This is a genomic window from Perlucidibaca piscinae DSM 21586, from assembly GCF_000420045.1.
Taxonomy (GTDB): Bacteria; Pseudomonadota; Gammaproteobacteria; order Pseudomonadales; family Moraxellaceae; genus Perlucidibaca; species Perlucidibaca piscinae.
In genome coordinates this window covers 1-15,876 of the sequence record NZ_ATUE01000009.1, presented here as the reverse complement: position 1 = coordinate 15,876, position 15,876 = coordinate 1, and the positions used below count along the sequence as shown (strand labels likewise).

The following is a 15,876-nucleotide window of genomic DNA, read 5'->3' as shown; positions in this document are numbered from 1 at the left end:
CAACCCCTGCATGCCTGCTCCCGTTTCAATGATGACCGTGGTGATGGTGATGCGTTGCTGCCGGTGCGGCGGGCAACGGACGTGGCCGCACTGTCGCCGTCACTGTCTGCCGGGAGCCGTCCTGCCACTGCAGGGTGAGTGCGACCCGCTCGCCCAGCGCCAGCGGCCGTGTCAGCCCGATCAACATCAGATGGCTGTCACCGGGGCCCAGCACGCGCTGCTGCCCGGGGGCCAGCAGCACGGACTGGCGCGGCTGCATCTTCACCATGCCGTCCTGATGCTGCACGTCATGCCATTCGACACGTCTGGCCACCGGACTGCTGATTGCCGTCAGTGCCATGGGCTGTCTGCCCTCGTTGCGCAGCACCAGATAGCCGGCGGCGACGTCGCTGCTGGGCGGCACCTCGCCAATCCAGACATCCGTCGCTTTAACGCCCGCCACGGCGGCAGGGATGACACACCCGAACGCGAGCAGGCAGATCGCCACACGCAGACCCGACCGCATACTGAAGCAGTTGCTCATAACATCTCCATGACAAGTGCAGGACAGACACCGCAAGCGCCGCGCTGCGGCGGCTTCTAGCGCGCCTCGCGCAGCAGGGCTCGAACCTCGCGGACGATGGCATCGACACCGGCCTGCTGATCATAAAGACGGCGCACGCGCCCCTGGGTATCAAGCAGGTACAGGTAGTCGCTGTGCATGACCTGGCCTGGCTCGCCGGGAGCCGGCACCCGGATCACCGCCCCGAAACGGCGTGCCACCACGGCCAGCTCGGCCGGTGTGCCGGTCAGTCCGATGATGCGGGGATGGAAGTAGCGCACGTATTCATGCAGGCGCGCGGGCGTATCACGCGCAGGGTCCACGCTGATCATCACCGGCGTCAGGCGTGCGGCATCCTGCGACAGACCGGCCAGCACGGCACGGTAGCGCGCCAGGGTCAGCGGACAGATGTCAGGGCAGCTGGTGAAACCGAAGCTCAGCAGCACGACCTGGCCACGCTGGTCACCAAGCCGGAAGGTCTGCCCCCTGTCATCGCCGAGACTGAAGTCGCCGCCCAGCGGCAGCACCGGCAGGCCGCTGTCGACCGGCATGAAGGCGCGCCAGGCGGCGACAGCACCAAGCAGCAGCGCCACGCTCAGCAGCGCACCCCAGGCCAGCAGTCGCAGGCTGCGCAACGGGTCGTTGGGTGAGGAGTCAGCACGCATTCAAGGCCCCTCGATGACCGCCGGCTGACGCGCCGGAATGCTGCCCAGACGACTCAACAGGCGGGTCTCGCCAGTGCCGAGACGACGCGAATAGTGCACGGCATTGGTCATCACCTTCTTCACGTAGTCACGGGTCTCGCCAAAGGGAATGCTCTCGACGTACTGCGTCGCCGGCATGGGCACGTCGGCCTGCCAGGCCAGGGCCCGCCGCGGACCGGCGTTGTAGCCGGCCGTGGCCAGCACCGGATGGCCAAGCTCGTCGAGGACATGACGCAGGTAGTAGCTGCCGTAACGCATGTTGGTGGCAATGTCGTTGACACGCTCGGCCTGCCAGGGCTCGCCGAGACGATCCGCCACCCACTGCGCGGTGCCCGGCATCAGCTGCATCAGGCCACCGGCACCGGCATGCGAGCGCGCCGCCGGCATGAAGCGGCTCTCCTGGCGAATCAGACCATAGACCCAGGCCAGCTCCAGTCCGGCATCTCGCGTGCTGGCATCGGCCAGGTCGCGATGCGGCATCGGGAAGCGACGATCAAGATCGCCCGGATTGGTCATCAGCTCCGCCGCGAGTATGGCGCGATCCAGCCAGCCAGCCTGTTCGGCAACCTCGGCCGCCGCCAGCCGGAAGGCCTCGTCAACGCCACGCAAGGCATGCTGCCATTCGTTGTTGGCATCAACCCGCTGGTTCAAGGCAAACAGCGCCAAGGCGCGTTGCACGCCGGGGCTGGCACGGACACGATCACGGGCCACCGGATCGACCGTCAGCGTCTGCGCCGCGGGTAGACTCAGCCCCAGCTGCTCACGCGCCAGAAGGCCATAGTAGTCATCCTGGCGGATCAGCTGCCAGAGTGTCTCGCGGGCCTGGCGATGACGGGCCGCACCGGGCAGCTGCAGCGACGCGACGGCATGCCAGTATTGCCAGTCACGGCGCTCGCGCACGGCGGCAGGCACCCGTTCCTGCAACGCCAGCAGCTCAGGCCAGCGGCCGTAACGTACCAGCAGGCGGAACCGGTTTTCGTGATGCGCCACAGGCCACCAGGCCTTTTCGCTGAGCGCGAAGAAGCGCTCGCTGCGCGGATCCAGTTCGCGCGCCGCCGCCAGCGCTATCTGCCGCCAGGCCACGGCAGCTTCCTTGCCCAGGCGTCCGCCATCGCTCTCCAGCATGGCGACCGCCGCCGGCAGGTCACGACGCGCCCAGCGACCGTAAGCCCAGGCCGCCAGCTCGCGCTGATCGCGCCGACCCAGGTCGGCGCGGGTGATGAACTCGGTCGGCGCCTCGGCCACCAGTCGCAGATCCTCGATGCTTGGCAGCTCACCCTCCGGGCTGCGCAGAAGGAAGCGCACCAGCGGCTGGCTGCCGGCCTCCAGCGCCAGACGCAGTCGCAACCAGCGGTCCTCCTCGCTGATCACGCCTTGGTTCTGCCAGGCCGTGATCACCGGGTCGCAGACCGAGAGCTGGTCCTTGCCGGTCAGCCATACCGCGTCCTTGTAACGGGCAGCATCCATGCGCTGACCCAGCGCCAGCTGCGACTGCAGGAACAGGCACTGCAGCTCGATCTCGGGGGCCTGGTCGAGCTCGGCGAAATGCTGCTGAAAGGTCTTCCAGTCCTGTCGCTTCGCCAGCCGACGCAACCACTCGACACGCACCCGCTGCGCCAGCAGCGGGGTGGCCTGCTGCGCCAGGTAGCGACGCACCTCGGCATCACTTGCCGTCTCGATACGGAACAGCAGCTGCCAGTACGGCACATAGGGCTGCAGTACCGAGCCCTGCAAGGCATCGGCAGCCTGCGTGAACGCAGCCACATTGCCCTGGCGATAGGCATCCCGCGCACTCAGCCAGTCCGCGTCGGCAGCCGGCAGCGACCCCGGAAGCCACAGCAACGCCCCTGCCAGCAGCCCTTGCCATCCCTTGCTCGCCACCCACGTCATGCCGCTGTCTCCCTGCCCTCGCCCGCACTGCCGCCACCCGGCCCGACTTCGCCCAAGCATACCTGTATAATGTCGCCCTCAGGCAATACGGGTAACGCAGACATGGCCGGCAAGTTGTACATCGAGACACAGGGATGCCAGATGAACGAGTACGACTCGTCCCGCATGCGCGACCTGCTTGCCAGCAGCCATGGCCTGAGCCGCACCGACAACCCGGACGAGGCCGACGTGCTGCTGCTGAACAGCTGCTCGATCCGCGAAAAGGCCCAGGAGAAGGTGTTCTCCGAGCTCGGGCGCTGGCACAAGCTCAAGCGCAGCCGGCCCGACGTGGTCATCGGCGTGGGTGGCTGCGTGGCCTCCCAGGAAGGCGAAGGCATTCTCAAGCGCGCGCCCTACGTCGACCTGGTGTTCGGACCGCAGACGCTGCACCGTCTGCCGGAGATGCTGGACGCCGTGACGCGCGGTGACGGCACCCGGCTGTCGCAAGTCGATGTCAGCTTTCCCGAGATCGAGAAGTTCGACTTCCTGCCCGAGCCACGGGTGGAGGGTCACAAGGCCTTTGTCTCGATCATGGAGGGCTGCTCCAAGTACTGCACCTTCTGCGTCGTGCCCTACACCCGTGGCGAGGAAGTCTCGCGCCCCTTCGACGACGTGCTCGCCGAAGTTGCCCAGCTCGCCCGCCAGGGCGTGCGCGAAGTCACCCTGCTCGGCCAGAACGTCAACGGCTACTACGGTCCCCGCCATGACGGCAGCATCTGCGACTTCGCGTCGCTGCTGCGCGCGGTCGCGGCCGTGCCCGGCATCGGCCGCATCCGCTACACCACCTCGCACCCGCTGGAGTTCAGCGACGCGCTGATCCGCGCCCATGCCGAGCTGCCGGAGCTGGCCGCGCATGTGCACCTGCCGGTGCAGAGCGGCTCCGACCGCATCCTCGCGGCCATGAAGCGCAATCACGAGATCAGTGTCTATCGCGACATCATCACCCGGCTCAAGGCGGCGAAACCGGGCATCGAGCTGTCGTCCGACTTCATCATCGGTTTCCCCGGCGAAACCGACCAGGACTTCCAGGACACCCTGGACCTGATCGATTTCGTCGGCTTCGACCATTCCTACAGCTTCGTCTACAGCAAGCGCCCCGGCACGCCGGCGGCGGAACTGCCCGACGACACCCCGGAAAGCGTCAAGAAACAGCGTCTGCAGGCACTGAAGACGCAAATCGCGCGCAACACCGCCCACAAGACTGACGCCATGCTGGGCAGCGTGCAGCGCGTGCTGGTGGACCGTCCGTCGACGCGCTTCGACGGCTGGCTCATCGGCATCGCCGAGAACACGCGCTGGATACATTTCCCCGGCGATGCCGCGCTGATCGGCCGCTTTGCCGACGTGCGCGTGACCCGTGTCGAGTCGATCAATGCCCTGAGTGCGGATGCCCCGCAGTGGGTGGAGCCGGATGCCGAAGCCAGCGCCGGCCTTCAGGTGCCGGGACGCATTCCGCTCTGGCACGAGGCACGCTGACAGCAGGTCGAGGTTTTGCGGCGGAGTCCTTGACAGGCTCCGGAGTGAAAACTAAGATTCGCGGCTTGTTTGGCTACGTAGCTCAGTCGGTTAGAGCACAGCACTCATAATGCTGGGGTCGCAGGTTCAAGTCCAGCCGTAGCCACCACCTCTCGACGCCATTTCATGGCAACAAAAAACCCGCCAAAATTCACATCGAGGCGGGTTTTTCGTTTCCGGACATTCCACAGGCGCCCGCAGCAGTCTCAGAACGCGTAGCTGACGCCAATATCCAAACCATTGCCACGAAACGCATCCAGTCCCCGGCTGTGCTGCACCCTGGCATGGAGGACCAATGGAAAGCGTCTGCCGGGGTGACTCTGGATGCCTAATGAAATTGTCGCAAAGCCATGACCCGAAGTGCCTGGCGAGAGCAGCTCGGGCGCGGTGACCAGCGTGTGACTGGCCTCGAGGTAGGGTGACAAGACGAAGATGCCCGACCGGGTCGGCGCCGCCGGCGTCACGCGCACCGCGTTCTCCAGCGTCCCCAAGTGGATATCGCGTCGCTCATCAAGCACTGCTGACCGTGCAATGCGCTCGGTGGAGCCGCGGAGCACGGAACGAAAGGCCATGTGCGATCCGACCGCCTGCTCGATGCCCAGCAGTCCGTCGACGCGTCGACCTTCGGCACGATCACGCACGATCATCCCCGTGTCACGGAGTTTTTCCTGATAGCGAGTGTGTGCCATGCCCGCCAGGGCAAAGACACGACGACCGGATGCCGGCTGACGCTCCACGAACAGGGCGGCACCAAACTGCGTTGCCTGCACGTCCAGATCGCTGCCCGCCCGGAAGTCGCTGTCACCAGCCAGCAGCATGACACCCCAGTGACCGCCGGCATTCGCCGCAAACGTGCGTCCGATCAGCAGGTCATTGATCTTGGCGTCGTAGCCCTCGCCACCTCTGCCTCCACGCTGACGGGCACCCTGCGCCGACACCAGAACTGCCATGTCGCGCGCATCGGAGGCCGTGTCGCGCAATGACAGCACGCCTTGCTGCCAGCGCACCTGGCTGTGCAGCATCAACGTGGCCGGCGCCGCACGCAGCACCGCCGTGAAGTCACGCATGCCAGGCAAGGCCAGGGTCAGCACGGCTTCCTTCTGGATGTTGTAGTCCGCCAGCGTCCTGCCATCTTCAAGCACCATGCCGCCAAAGGTGAGACTCTGACGCTCGGGCGGAGTCCCTGTCTTGTCCTGGATCTTCGCCTTGACGTTCTCGATGCTGTCACTGGGTTCGACATCGAGCGTGATCTCCCCTGACGGCCCATCGACGAAGATCTGCATGGCATGTGCCTGCGTCACTGCCATCAGCAGCATGAGCCCGCACAGCACACTGGCACTGCGCAGCCGGACAAGGGCTGCGGGAGGGTGCAACCGCGCAAATGCAAATGCTGGCATGTCTTGACTCCTTGTATGGTGCTCACAACCACCGACGGCATGGCGGCGCTATTTTCAACATGCCACTCTATGCCACTGACTGTCGCCAACCTTGCCGAAGCTTGCAGGCATGAAAAAGCCGCCCGAAGGCGGCTTTTTCAGCACATCATCCATGCACCCGCAGGATCACTCCAGCTTGTCGGCGCACTCGGCATTGGCCGGCTCGATCTTGCAGCGAACCTTCTTCAGCATCGACATCATCTTGGGATCGTAGAAGCCTTCCTTGGTCATCTGGATACGGGCTTCACGCATCATGTTGTTGTACTTGTCCTTGTCTGCCGGGCTCAGATCGAGCCAGAACTTGGCCGGAATGTCCGCCTCGGCCTTGGCAATGGTGCGGTCAGCCGTGCCAAGCTGGCTGAGCACGTACTGACGCGACTTCTGCCCGAAGCCGGCCGGGAACTTGTCGGTGCGGATCATCATGTTGGCCGTGAGCTGGGCAAGGGGGAAGCGGTAGACCGCGCCCTGGGTACCCAGACCCTTGTACATTTCGAAGGGCTTGTAGGCGATGCCAGGGGCAACCACGATGTCGACCTGGCCGTTGTTGAACTTGGTGGTGAAGTTGGTGATGTCCGATGCCACCGGCTGGGCGCCCAGCTGCTGCACCATGCGCGCCTGCGACTTGTCGAAGTCGAGCACGGCGATCTTCTTGCCGGCGGCCTTCTCGACCGAGTTGATGCTGCGGTCACGCACGAACACGAAGGCAGCTCCCAGCGGAATGATGCCGACCACTTCATAGGCGCCACGCTTCATGCTGGCTTCGCTCTGCGGACTGGCCAGGACCTGGATCACGGTTTTCAGGTGCTTGTAGGACGGCACCGCACCGATGGAGTCGATGCTGCCCACATAGGGGTTGAAGGCGCGACCACGCAGACCGGTGATGGCCACACCATCGCACTGGCCGGCCTTGAAGTCCTCGGCGGCGACGCGCTCGTCGGTGTAGGCCTTGAGCTCGAGACTGGGCACACCCCATCCCTTGGCGGCGAGCGCATAGTCCTTGGCCATCGCGAAGAAGGAACCCTGGGCTCCCACCGGGTCATAGACGCAGAACTTCTGAGCCGAAGCGGCAGTTGAGGCGCCGAGAGCGACGGCGATCAGGCCCAGACGGGCGATGGTTTTGTTGTTCATCATGGTTACCTGCTTGTTGGCGCGAGTGCATCCCGTACTCGGGAGACACAGCCTAGCCCAGCGCGCGGTGAAGCCAAAGCAGGAATGGCGTCAGCGGAACTGGCGGCTGACCAACGGCATTGACGGGATGGAGCAAAGCGAGCAGCACGGCACAGAGATGGCAGACGCCGGATGCCGGAGCCGAGGCAAAAAAAAGGGGCGGCTAGCGCCGCCCCAAGAGGGTACTGTCATGAAACAGTAGGTTCAGCAATCGCGGTTCAGGCAGCGCGCTGTTCGCCCTTGGCGACCAGTTCAGCGAACAGCTTCTGGACTTCGGCCAGCAGCTTTTCGACTTCAGCCTTGGCATCCACGGCCAGGACCTTGCCCTTGAGTTCCAGAGCCAGAGCCTTCAGCTCTTCAGCCTTGGCCTTGAGGTCGATGGCTTGCAGCTTGCCGGCTTCAGCCTTGACGTCGACGGCTTGCAGCTTGGTCTTCAGTTCCTGGGCCTTGGCCTTCAGTTCTTCGGTCTTGGCGTTGACGTCGATGGCTTGCAGCTTCTCGCCTTCAGCCTTCAGCACTTCAACCAGGCCGAGGGCAGCCAGGTAAGCCTGACGACCGGCGTTCTTGGCGCGCTCGATGACAGCCTGTTGTTCAGCAGCAAAATTCTTCAGTTCGCCCATGATGTTTTCTCCTTGATCAGTGGTCTTTGGTCTTTTCCGGAACCCGGCATCGGGCTTCCTGATGTGACCCATGATAGGGAGGATGAACGGTAAACAACCAATGAATTGTCTGACAAACAGGCAATGAGGGGGTTTATTTGTGACCAGCCAGCCACGGGGATGTTGCCGCTTAAAGCAGAAGCGCCGCCAGTGGGCAGCGCTTCCGGTACCGCAACCCGCTGTCAGGCGGGATCAGGCCTTGGCGGCCTCGATCGACTTGAGGATGTCGGCCTTGGCGGCTTCCGCCCCTTCCCAGCCGGTGAGCTTGACCCACTTGCCCGGCTCCAGCGCCTTGTAGTTCTCGAAGAAGTGCTTGATCTGGCCCAGCAGCAGCTCGGGCAGATCGGTGTACTCCTTGACGTTCTTGTAGAGCGGGGTGAGCTTGTCGTGCGGCACGGCGATGAGCTTGGTATCAATGCCGGCTTCGTCTTCCATGTTGAGCTTGCCAACCACGCGCGAGCGGATGACCGAGCCCGGCTCGACCGGGAACGGCGTCACCACCAGCACGTCCAGGGGATCACCGTCTTCCGACAGGGTGTGCGGGATGTAGCCGTAGTTGACCGGATAGGACATGCCGGTGCCGATGAAGCGGTCGACGAAGAGCGCGTCGGAATCCTTGTCGATCTCGTACTTGATCGGGGCGGCGTTGGCCGGAATCTCGATGATGACGTAGATGTCGTTGGGAACATCCTTGCCGGCGGGAATGTTGTTGTAGCTCATGTCGGGGCCTCGACTCTCGGACGGTGAAAAAACCGCCGCATTATAGCCTTTGCCGTTCGCTTTCGGGGCATGCCCTGACACAAGGTATGAGCAACGGAAGGGGATTTGCGGCTGCACTGTGCTAAAAAGACTGCCAGAAACCTGATGCCTACCGGAGAGCACGACATGCAGGGCGTTGAATCCATCGCATGGCTGCTGGCGATTGCCCTCGTCGTGGTGCCCTTGCTGCGCAGCCTGGGCATGCCCTCGGTCATCGGCTACCTGATCTCGGGCCTGCTGATCGGCCCCCACCTGCTCAACATCATCGACCAGCCGGAGGCCATGATCAGCATGGCCGATTTCGGCATCGCCATGCTGCTCTTTGTCATCGGCCTCGAACTCGAACCCAGCCGGCTCTGGGTCCTGCGCCATTCCGTGCTCACCCTGGGTGGCCTGCAGGTGCTGCTGACCGGCAGCCTGCTGGCACTGGCAGGCTGGTTCGCCGGCCTCGGCGTGGAAACCAGCCTCATCGTCGGCATGGGCCTGTCGCTGTCCTCCACCGCTTTTGCCCTGCAGCTGCTCAGCGACAAGGGCCAGCTCGCCACCCGGCATGGGCGCGAATCGTTTGCCATCCTACTGTTCCAGGACATCGCCGTGATTCCCCTGCTTGCGGTCATGCCGCTGCTGGTCAGCGCGAGCACCGCCAGTGCCCACGCCATCACGCCGCCAGACCCGTGGCATGTGCTCGCGGTCATGCTCTTCCTGTTCTTTGCCAGCCGCTTCCTGGTGCGTCCGGCCTTCCGTGCCATCGCCGCCAGCCAGACTGCCGAACTGTTCACGGCCGCCGCCCTGTTCATCGTGGTCGGCACCGCCTGGCTGATGCACAGCATTCATCTGTCGGTTTCACTGGGCGCCTTCCTCGCCGGCGTGCTGCTCGCCGACAGCGAGTACCGGCACGAGCTGGAGGCCCAGATCCAGCCCTTCAAGGGGCTGCTGCTGGGTCTGTTCTTCATGACCGTGGGCATGACCGCCAACCTGCCGCTGCTGCTCTCGGAAGGTCACTGGCTGCTGCTTGCCGCGCTCGTGCTGATGCTGTTCAAGGGCGTGATTCTGTTCGCGCTCGGCAAGGCCACCGGCAACGAGACGCTGTCCGCGATCCGTCTGGGCGTGGCCCTGCCCCAGGGCGGCGAGTTCGCGTTCATTGTCTTCACCACCGCCACCCTGCTCGGTCTGCTGCCCGAGCTGCTGGGCGAGCGTCTGGTGCTGGTGGTCACGCTGTCCATGGCACTGACCCCGCTGGGCTTCTGGCTGCTGGAACGCTACATCGCGCCGCACTGGGCTGCCAAGGAGCCCAGGCACTATGACGAGATCACGCTGGACACGCATCCGGAGGTGCTCATCGCCGGCTTCGGCCGTGTCGGCCAGATCATCGCCCGGGTGCTGCGCATGCAGCACATCCCTTTTGTCGCCCTCGAAAGCAGCGCCCGCCAGGTCGACTTCGTGCGTCGCCTGGGCAACAAGATCTACTACGGACGACCGGACAGCCTGGCCATGCTCACCGCTGCCGGCATCGCCCAGGTCAAGCTGGTGATCCTGGCCATCGACAACATCGAGGAGTCGCTGCAGACCGCCCGGCTGATTCGCCGGCACTACCCGCGATTGCCCATCTATGCCCGCGCCCGCGACCGCATGCACGCTTACCGGCTGCTCGACATGGGCGTCAACGTCGTGCACCGGGAGACCTACCTGAGCAGCCTGGCCATGGCCGAGGATGTCCTGCTGCGTCTGGGTCACGACAAGGAGCGCAGCAGCCGCTGCATCGAACGTTTCAAGTCCTTTGACGAGGAGCTGCTGCGCCGCCAGCAGGCGATCTATCAGGACGAGGCCGAGCTCAACGCCAGCATCAAGCAGGCCATGATCGAGCTCGAGGACCTGTTCGAGCGCGACCGGGAGCTGGCGCGCGATCTGGCCGAGGAACATCGCCAGGATCAGGCGGAGGCGCGTGTCAGGCCGCCGCCCGCACCATGAAAAACGCCCGGCGGATGCCGGGCGTCTTCAGGAACCACACACGCGCTTACTTGACGTAGTAGGTCTTCAGCGGCGGGAAGCCGTTGAACTCCACCGAGCTGTACGAGTTGGTATAGGCACCCGTGGTCATCCAGTACAGGCGGTCACGCACGGCGAGGCTGAGCGGCAGGTGATAGCCGACGTTCTCGTACATGATGTCCGTGGAGTCGCAGGTCGGACCGGCTAGCACGACGCTGCCGTCACGATTGCCTGACTCGTCCATCTTCTCGGTGTAGATCGGGTACTTGATCGACTCGCCCATGGTCTCCATCAGACCCTGGAACAGGCCGACGTCGGTATAGACCCAGCGCTTGAGGTCGGTACGCGACTTGCGCGAGATCAGGACGACCTCGGACACCAGCACGCCGGACTCGCCGACCAGCGAACGACCCGGCTCGAGGATGATCTCGGGCAGGTCATCACCGTAGTCATCGTGCAGGTAGCGCAGGATTTCCTCGGCATAGACGTTGATCGGGTTGACTTCCGAGATGTAGTTGGCCGGGAAGCCGCCACCCATGTTGATCATCTTGAGTTCGACGTCTTCCTCGTACTTCATCCAGTCGAACATGTACTTGACCTTCGACAGGGCGGCATCCCAGACGGCGATGTCCTTCTGCTGCGAGCCCACGTGGAAGGAGATGCCGTAGGGAATCAGACCCTGGTTCTTGGCCTGCACCAGCAGGTCGATGGCCATGTCCGGGTGGCAGCCGAACTTGCGCGACAGCGGCCACTCGGCGGTCTCGCCACCTTCCACCAGGATGCGCACGAAGACCTTGGAGCCCGGCGCGTACTCGGCAATGTTCTGCAGGTCGGACTTGGAGTCGGTGGCGAACAGGCGAATGCCCTTGTCATAGGCGTACTTGACGTGGGCCGCCTTCTTGATGGTGTTGCCGTAGGAGATGCGGTCCGGCGAGACGCCCGAGTTCAGCACCTTGTCCAGCTCGAAGATGGAGGCGCAGTCGAAGTTGGAACCGACGTCGCGCAGCAGGTCGATGACAGGCTGGCCCGGATTGGCCTTGAGCGCGTAATGCACCTTGGCCATCGGGAAGCAGCCGGTCAGCTCTTCGTACTTCTGCTTGATGATCTCGAGATCGACAACCAGGAACGGCGTCTCCTTCTCGTCGGCAAGCTTCTTGATCTTGGCCCACTCGGCGTCCGAGCAGTAATCTGAAAGGCGCATATGCATCCATCCCGCATGTCACAAAAAAGACAAAAGCCCCTAGTCTGACTGTTGCACAACGGTCCGCTAGAGGCTCATCCAGGCGTCAGGTTGCTGCGCTGCTCGACGGCTTGTTCGCCCTGGCACTGACGCCGCGAAGGGTAAAGCCAAAAGATGACACAATCAAGAATGCGCCCCCTGTGCAGACGAGGATTCGCGACCATCCGGTCAGATGAACGGATGATCGCGCCGCCACGTCAGAGATTGGCCTCGGCATACTCCGCCAGCACCGAGCGCGGCACGCCTTCGAGCTGGATGTGTCCGCCGTGGGCAAAGCCCTTGAAGCGCTCGCACATGTAGGTCAGACCCGAGCTGGTCGGGGTCAGGTAGGGCGTGTCGATCTGCGCCAGGTTGCCCAGACAGACCACCTTGGAGCCCTCCCCGGCCCGCGTGATGATGGCCTTCATCTGGTGCGGGGTCAGGTTCTGGCACTCGTCGATGAGGATCAGCGCCTTCTGGAAGCTGCGTCCGCGAATGTAGTTGAGGGCCTTGAACTGGATGTTGGCGCGCTCCTTGACGTAGGCGATGGAGCCCTTGGGGCTCTCGTCATGCAGGTGCAGGGCCTCGATGTTGTCGCTGATGGCACCCAGCCACGGGTCCATCTTCTCCTCTTCGGTACCGGGCAGGAAGCCGTGCTCCTCGGCCAGTGGCGGCGTCGAGCGCGTCGCGATGATCTTGTTGAAGCGCTTCTCCTCGATGCTCTGCTCGATGGCCGTCGCCAGCGCAAGGATGGTCTTGCCGGAGCCGGCCGGGCCGGTCAGCGACACCAGGTGCACCGACGGATCGCGCAACAGGTCCAGCGCCATGGCCTGGTGGATGTTGTGCGGACGCAGGCCCCAGACCTCCTGGCTCATCAGGCGCTCGTGATTGAGGTCGCGCAGCACGATGTGCTGATCGTCGACGCTGAGCACGCGCCCGATGAAGCCCTGCTCGTCGACCACGAACTGGTTGGCGAACACCGGATCGCTCCAGTCGGCGCGGCTAAGGTAATGACGCGTCTCGCCGATGGCCTGCACGGTCTCGACACGATTGAAGCGTTCCCAGAACGAACCGGTGAACTCGGCATAGCCCTTGGACAGCTGACGGATGTCCGACACCAGCTGGTCGTTGGCATAGTCCTCGGCATCGAGACCGCAGGCGCGCGCCTTCAGGCGCATGTTGATGTCCTTGGTGACCAGCACCACGCGCGCATCCGGCCGGCCCTGCTGCAAGGCCACCAGCACGTTGATGATCTTGTTGTCGTTGAGCGAGTTGGCCAGCGTCTGCACCCCACCTTCGGGCTGGTCCATGAGCACCGCCAGCGTCCCCAGATGGATGCGCTGCGCGTCGCGCCAGATCGGCACGCCGCGGCGCACCTGTTCCGGCGGGGCCTCGCCGAGCACGCGATCAATCAGCCGGATGGCAGCGCGGCACTCGGCCGACACCGAGGCCTTGCCGGACTTGAGCTTGTCCAGCTCCTCCAGCACGGTCATCGGAATCAGCACCAGATGTTCTTCGAAGTTCAGCAGCGCGTTGGGGTCGTGAATGAGGACGTTGGTGTCGAGAACGTACATCAGGGGGCGGGTGTCATCTGCAGCGCGCTGGATCATGCAGGGCTCTCCAGGAGGGAGGAAAGTCGCGCGGCCACGTCGCACCGCCACGACGGCATGAGGCTTTGCCTCACCCCTAACCTAGCGCAGTTCTCCCTGCGGGAGTAAGCCTGGGTTGATCAAAAAACCAGCCATCAGACCGTCAGCAGACGGGCCGGTGCCAGCGCACCCGAACCGCCCGGCAGCACCAGCTCGTCACTGGCGAAATCGCGTGGCACATAATGGTGCGCCGGCGTCTCGGCAGGCAGCAGCCGCCAGTGCCGATAGACCTCCGCCACCAGCTCGCTGCAGAAGCCGCCCTGGGCAAACGCCGGCTCGGGCTCGCTTGACCACCAGCCGGCAACATGCTGACGCACGAAGTTGCGGTAAGGCTTGGCCGACCATGCCTCCATCAGCTGCTCCAGGCAGCCACGCGCCTGCGCCGACAGGGTCACGCCCTGCAGCCGGCGCACGGCGGCGACACCCGGATAGCTGAGCAGGCGCTCATCCAGGCTGACCAGCTGGACACCATCGAAGGCCCTGCCCTGCACGATGTCGCAGGTCTTGCTGGCACGCGTCGCTTCCCACAGCAGAGGCGTCTGCGGCAGATCCGGCAGGCGCACCACCATGCCGATGTGCGACCAGGGACTGCCGGTGCAGCCACGCACCAGGCGGGATGCCGCCGTGCGGCCGGAGAACAGCACCACGTCTCCGGTTCGCAGATGCTCGCGCACGGACCGGTAGGGCTGCTCGGGCAGGCTGACGACATCATCAAACGCGGCCCGCCATGAAAATCGGAGTGGCTTGGTTTTCATGCCGCCACCTTAGGCAGGGCATGTGACGCTCACGCGATGAACAGGCTGCAGGCCGGTGAAGATTCCGTGACCAGCCGGTGACAGCTCTTGGTGGCGCCTGCGGCAGGCCCTAGACTATGCGCCTTGTTCCACACTTCCGGGCGGAGACCCATGAGCCAGTTCGACAACGTCAGTGTCATCACGAAACCCAACGTCTACTTCGACGGCCTCTGCGTCAGCTACACCGTGCTGTTCGCCGATGCCAGCCGCAAGACCGTGGGCGTCATCTTTCCCGCCACGCTGACCTTCAACACCGGCGCACCGGAGGTGATGGAGATTGTCGGCGGCCGCTGCCGCGTACTGCTGCCGGGCGAGTCGGCGTGGCGTGACATCGTCGCCGGCGAGTCCTTCAATGTGCCGGGACAGTCCAGCTTCCAGATCGAGGCGCCGGAGCGCGTCGACTACATCTGCCACTTTGTCTGAGCGAGCAACGCATCATGTTTGAATGGATCAACGACCCGCAGGCCTGGATCACCCTGGCCACCCTCAGCCTGCTCGAGATCGTGCTGGGCATCGACAACATCATTTTCCTGTCCATCCTGGTCAACAAGGTCGAAGCCGCGAAGCGCCAGTTCGCGCGCTACTTCGGCCTCGGCCTGGCCATGGTCAGCCGCATCGCGCTGCTGCTGTCGATTGCCTGGGTCATGCGCCTGACCGAGCCGCTGGTCCAGCTGGGTGACGTGATTGTCACCGGACGCGATCTCATCCTGATCGGCGGCGGCCTGTTCCTGCTCTGGAAGAGTGCCACCGAGATCTTCGACACCGTGGAAGGCGAAAGCCCGGAAGAGCAGGCCTCGGCCATGGCCGCCGGTACCGCCGGCTTCTTCAGCGTGATCGCGCAGATCGCCATCATCGACATCGTGTTCTCGCTGGACTCGGTGATCACCGCCGTCGGCCTGGCCCAGGATGTCGAGATCATGGTCATCGCCATCGTCGCCTCGGTCGTGGTGATGATGTTCGCTGCCAAGCCCATCGGCGATTTCGTCGAGAATCATCCGTCGATCAAGGTGCTGGCTCTGGCCTTCCTGGTGCTGGTCGGTACCCTGCTGATTGCCGAAGGCTTCGGTCAGCACATCGACAAGGGCTATGTCTACGCTGCCATGGCGTTCTCGGTGCTGGTCGAAATGCTCAACATCCGCATGCGCAAGCGCCGTGCCGTCAGCGAGCCGTCGCACTGACGACAGCATCGGCTGCGTGATGAAAAAGCCCGGCATGACCGGGCTTTTTCATGGCTGGTGTCTCGTCCTGAATAAGGTTGACACTTTCCATGCTGTTTTCAGGAGAGTGCGATGAATGCTGAGGTGAAGCGGACGCAGGGGGATTACTCGCTGGCTTTTAAACTCGCCGTTGTCGAGCAGGTTGAAAAAGGCGAACTGAGTTACAAGCAGGCGCAGGTGCGCTACGGTATCCAGGGGCGGTCGACGGTTCTGGTCTGGTTGCGCAAGCATGGGCGACAGGACTGGCAGGGTGGATTGACCGCCAGACCCTATCGGATGCCCGCCATGTTAGACCCTTTGC

At 63.9% G+C, this 15,876-nt stretch carries 15 protein-coding genes and 1 tRNA gene; 6 read left to right on the top strand and 10 right to left on the bottom strand.

Going from position 1 to position 15,876, the window contains the following annotated elements:
• Window positions 1-25: 25 nt before the first annotated feature.
• The 3 genes from F595_RS13835 to F595_RS0110740 all read right to left on the bottom strand — a co-directional run bounded on the left by F595_RS13835 (window position 26) and on the right by F595_RS0110740 (window position 3,135).
• Window positions 26-505, bottom strand: a complete 480-nt coding sequence (locus F595_RS13835; RefSeq protein WP_169447024.1) for a copper chaperone PCu(A)C — start codon at window positions 503-505, stop codon at window positions 26-28.
• A gap of 74 nt (window positions 506-579) precedes the next feature.
• Entirely contained in the window at window positions 580-1,206 is a 627-nt protein-coding gene (locus tag F595_RS0110745; RefSeq protein WP_022956879.1) for an SCO family protein, read from the bottom strand.
• Window positions 1,207-3,135, bottom strand: coding sequence for a lytic transglycosylase domain-containing protein (locus F595_RS0110740; protein ID WP_022956878.1), 1,929 nt, complete (start codon window positions 3,133-3,135; stop codon window positions 1,207-1,209).
• A 102-nt stretch (window positions 3,136-3,237) separates the two neighbouring features.
• On the opposite strand from F595_RS0110740, the gene miaB reads away from it, so the two are divergent.
• Both miaB and F595_RS0110730 read left to right on the top strand, forming a co-directional pair.
• On the top strand, window positions 3,238-4,650 hold the full coding sequence (gene miaB / locus F595_RS13830; protein WP_022956877.1) for a tRNA (N6-isopentenyl adenosine(37)-C2)-methylthiotransferase MiaB: 1,413 nt from the start codon (window positions 3,238-3,240) through the stop codon (window positions 4,648-4,650).
• 71 nt (window positions 4,651-4,721) lie between these two features.
• Window positions 4,722-4,798, top strand: a tRNA-Met gene (locus F595_RS0110730).
• A 97-nt stretch (window positions 4,799-4,895) separates the two neighbouring features.
• Here F595_RS0110730 and F595_RS14540 read toward each other — a convergent pair.
• The 4 genes from F595_RS14540 to ppa form a co-directional block, all read right to left on the bottom strand.
• Complete coding sequence (locus tag F595_RS14540) at window positions 4,896-6,005, bottom strand: ubiquitin-like protein (RefSeq protein WP_022956876.1); 1,110 nt, start codon at window positions 6,003-6,005, stop codon at window positions 4,896-4,898.
• Between the two features lie 246 nt (window positions 6,006-6,251).
• Window positions 6,252-7,256: a putative solute-binding protein gene (locus F595_RS0110720; protein WP_022956875.1), complete on the bottom strand. Its 1,005-nt coding sequence runs from the start codon at window positions 7,254-7,256 to the stop codon at window positions 6,252-6,254.
• Window positions 7,257-7,510: 254 nt separating this feature from the next.
• The gene (locus F595_RS0110715; RefSeq protein WP_022956874.1) at window positions 7,511-7,912 is read right to left on the bottom strand and encodes a hypothetical protein; all 402 of its coding nucleotides are present in this window, start codon (window positions 7,910-7,912) and stop codon (window positions 7,511-7,513) included.
• 231 nt (window positions 7,913-8,143) lie between these two features.
• Complete coding sequence (gene ppa, locus F595_RS0110710; RefSeq protein WP_022956873.1) at window positions 8,144-8,671, bottom strand: inorganic diphosphatase; 528 nt, start codon at window positions 8,669-8,671, stop codon at window positions 8,144-8,146.
• Between the two features lie 165 nt (window positions 8,672-8,836).
• Between ppa and F595_RS0110705 the strand changes: the two genes are divergently transcribed.
• A complete protein-coding gene (locus F595_RS0110705; protein WP_022956872.1) occupies window positions 8,837-10,678 on the top strand; it encodes a monovalent cation:proton antiporter-2 (CPA2) family protein in 1,842 nt (613 codons plus the stop codon).
• A 46-nt stretch (window positions 10,679-10,724) separates the two neighbouring features.
• On the opposite strand, the gene F595_RS0110700 is transcribed toward F595_RS0110705, so the two are convergent.
• The 3 genes from F595_RS0110700 to F595_RS14695 all read right to left on the bottom strand — a co-directional run bounded on the left by F595_RS0110700 (window position 10,725) and on the right by F595_RS14695 (window position 14,319).
• The gene (locus F595_RS0110700; RefSeq protein ID WP_026913514.1) at window positions 10,725-11,903 is read right to left on the bottom strand and encodes a type III PLP-dependent enzyme; all 1,179 of its coding nucleotides are present in this window, start codon (window positions 11,901-11,903) and stop codon (window positions 10,725-10,727) included.
• A 230-nt stretch (window positions 11,904-12,133) separates the two neighbouring features.
• Entirely contained in the window at window positions 12,134-13,525 is a 1,392-nt protein-coding gene (locus F595_RS0110695) for a PhoH family protein (protein ID WP_022956870.1), read from the bottom strand.
• Window positions 13,526-13,659: 134 nt separating this feature from the next.
• The gene (locus F595_RS14695; protein WP_022956869.1) at window positions 13,660-14,319 is read right to left on the bottom strand and encodes a C40 family peptidase; all 660 of its coding nucleotides are present in this window, start codon (window positions 14,317-14,319) and stop codon (window positions 13,660-13,662) included.
• A gap of 150 nt (window positions 14,320-14,469) precedes the next feature.
• Here F595_RS14695 and ppnP point away from each other — a divergent pair, with 150 nt between their 5' ends.
• The 3 genes from ppnP to F595_RS0110675 form a co-directional block, all read left to right on the top strand.
• Complete coding sequence (gene ppnP, locus F595_RS0110685) at window positions 14,470-14,781, top strand: pyrimidine/purine nucleoside phosphorylase (RefSeq protein WP_022956868.1); 312 nt, start codon at window positions 14,470-14,472, stop codon at window positions 14,779-14,781.
• A gap of 14 nt (window positions 14,782-14,795) precedes the next feature.
• Window positions 14,796-15,536 (top strand): TerC family protein, encoded by a 741-nt coding sequence (locus F595_RS0110680; protein WP_022956867.1) that lies wholly within the window; start codon window positions 14,796-14,798, stop codon window positions 15,534-15,536.
• A gap of 111 nt (window positions 15,537-15,647) precedes the next feature.
• The coding region (locus tag F595_RS0110675; protein WP_022956866.1) for a helix-turn-helix domain-containing protein at window positions 15,648-15,876 on the top strand (229 nt) is incomplete at its 3' end.

Coding starts and splice junctions, on each gene's coding strand:
- F595_RS0110705 (WP_022956872.1), top strand. CDS start 8,837: ATGCAGGGCGTTGAATCCATCGCATGGCTGCTGGCGATTGCCCTCGTC.
- miaB (WP_022956877.1), top strand. CDS start 3,238: ATGGCCGGCAAGTTGTACATCGAGACACAGGGATGCCAGATGAACGAG.
- F595_RS0110700 (WP_026913514.1), bottom strand. CDS start 11,903: ATGCATATGCGCCTTTCAGATTACTGCTCGGACGCCGAGTGGGCCAAG.
- ppa (WP_022956873.1), bottom strand. CDS start 8,671: ATGAGCTACAACAACATTCCCGCCGGCAAGGATGTTCCCAACGACATC.
- F595_RS13835 (WP_169447024.1), bottom strand. CDS start 505: ATGCGGTCGGGTCTGCGTGTGGCGATCTGCCTGCTCGCGTTCGGGTGT.
- F595_RS0110715 (WP_022956874.1), bottom strand. CDS start 7,912: ATGGGCGAACTGAAGAATTTTGCTGCTGAACAACAGGCTGTCATCGAG.
- F595_RS14540 (WP_022956876.1), bottom strand. CDS start 6,005: ATGCTGCTGATGGCAGTGACGCAGGCACATGCCATGCAGATCTTCGTC.
- ppnP (WP_022956868.1), top strand. CDS start 14,470: ATGAGCCAGTTCGACAACGTCAGTGTCATCACGAAACCCAACGTCTAC.
- F595_RS0110720 (WP_022956875.1), bottom strand. CDS start 7,256: ATGATGAACAACAAAACCATCGCCCGTCTGGGCCTGATCGCCGTCGCT.
- F595_RS0110680 (WP_022956867.1), top strand. CDS start 14,796: ATGTTTGAATGGATCAACGACCCGCAGGCCTGGATCACCCTGGCCACC.
- F595_RS0110695 (WP_022956870.1), bottom strand. CDS start 13,525: ATGATCCAGCGCGCTGCAGATGACACCCGCCCCCTGATGTACGTTCTC.
- F595_RS0110745 (WP_022956879.1), bottom strand. CDS start 1,206: ATGCGTGCTGACTCCTCACCCAACGACCCGTTGCGCAGCCTGCGACTG.
- F595_RS14695 (WP_022956869.1), bottom strand. CDS start 14,319: ATGAAAACCAAGCCACTCCGATTTTCATGGCGGGCCGCGTTTGATGAT.
- F595_RS0110740 (WP_022956878.1), bottom strand. CDS start 3,135: ATGACGTGGGTGGCGAGCAAGGGATGGCAAGGGCTGCTGGCAGGGGCG.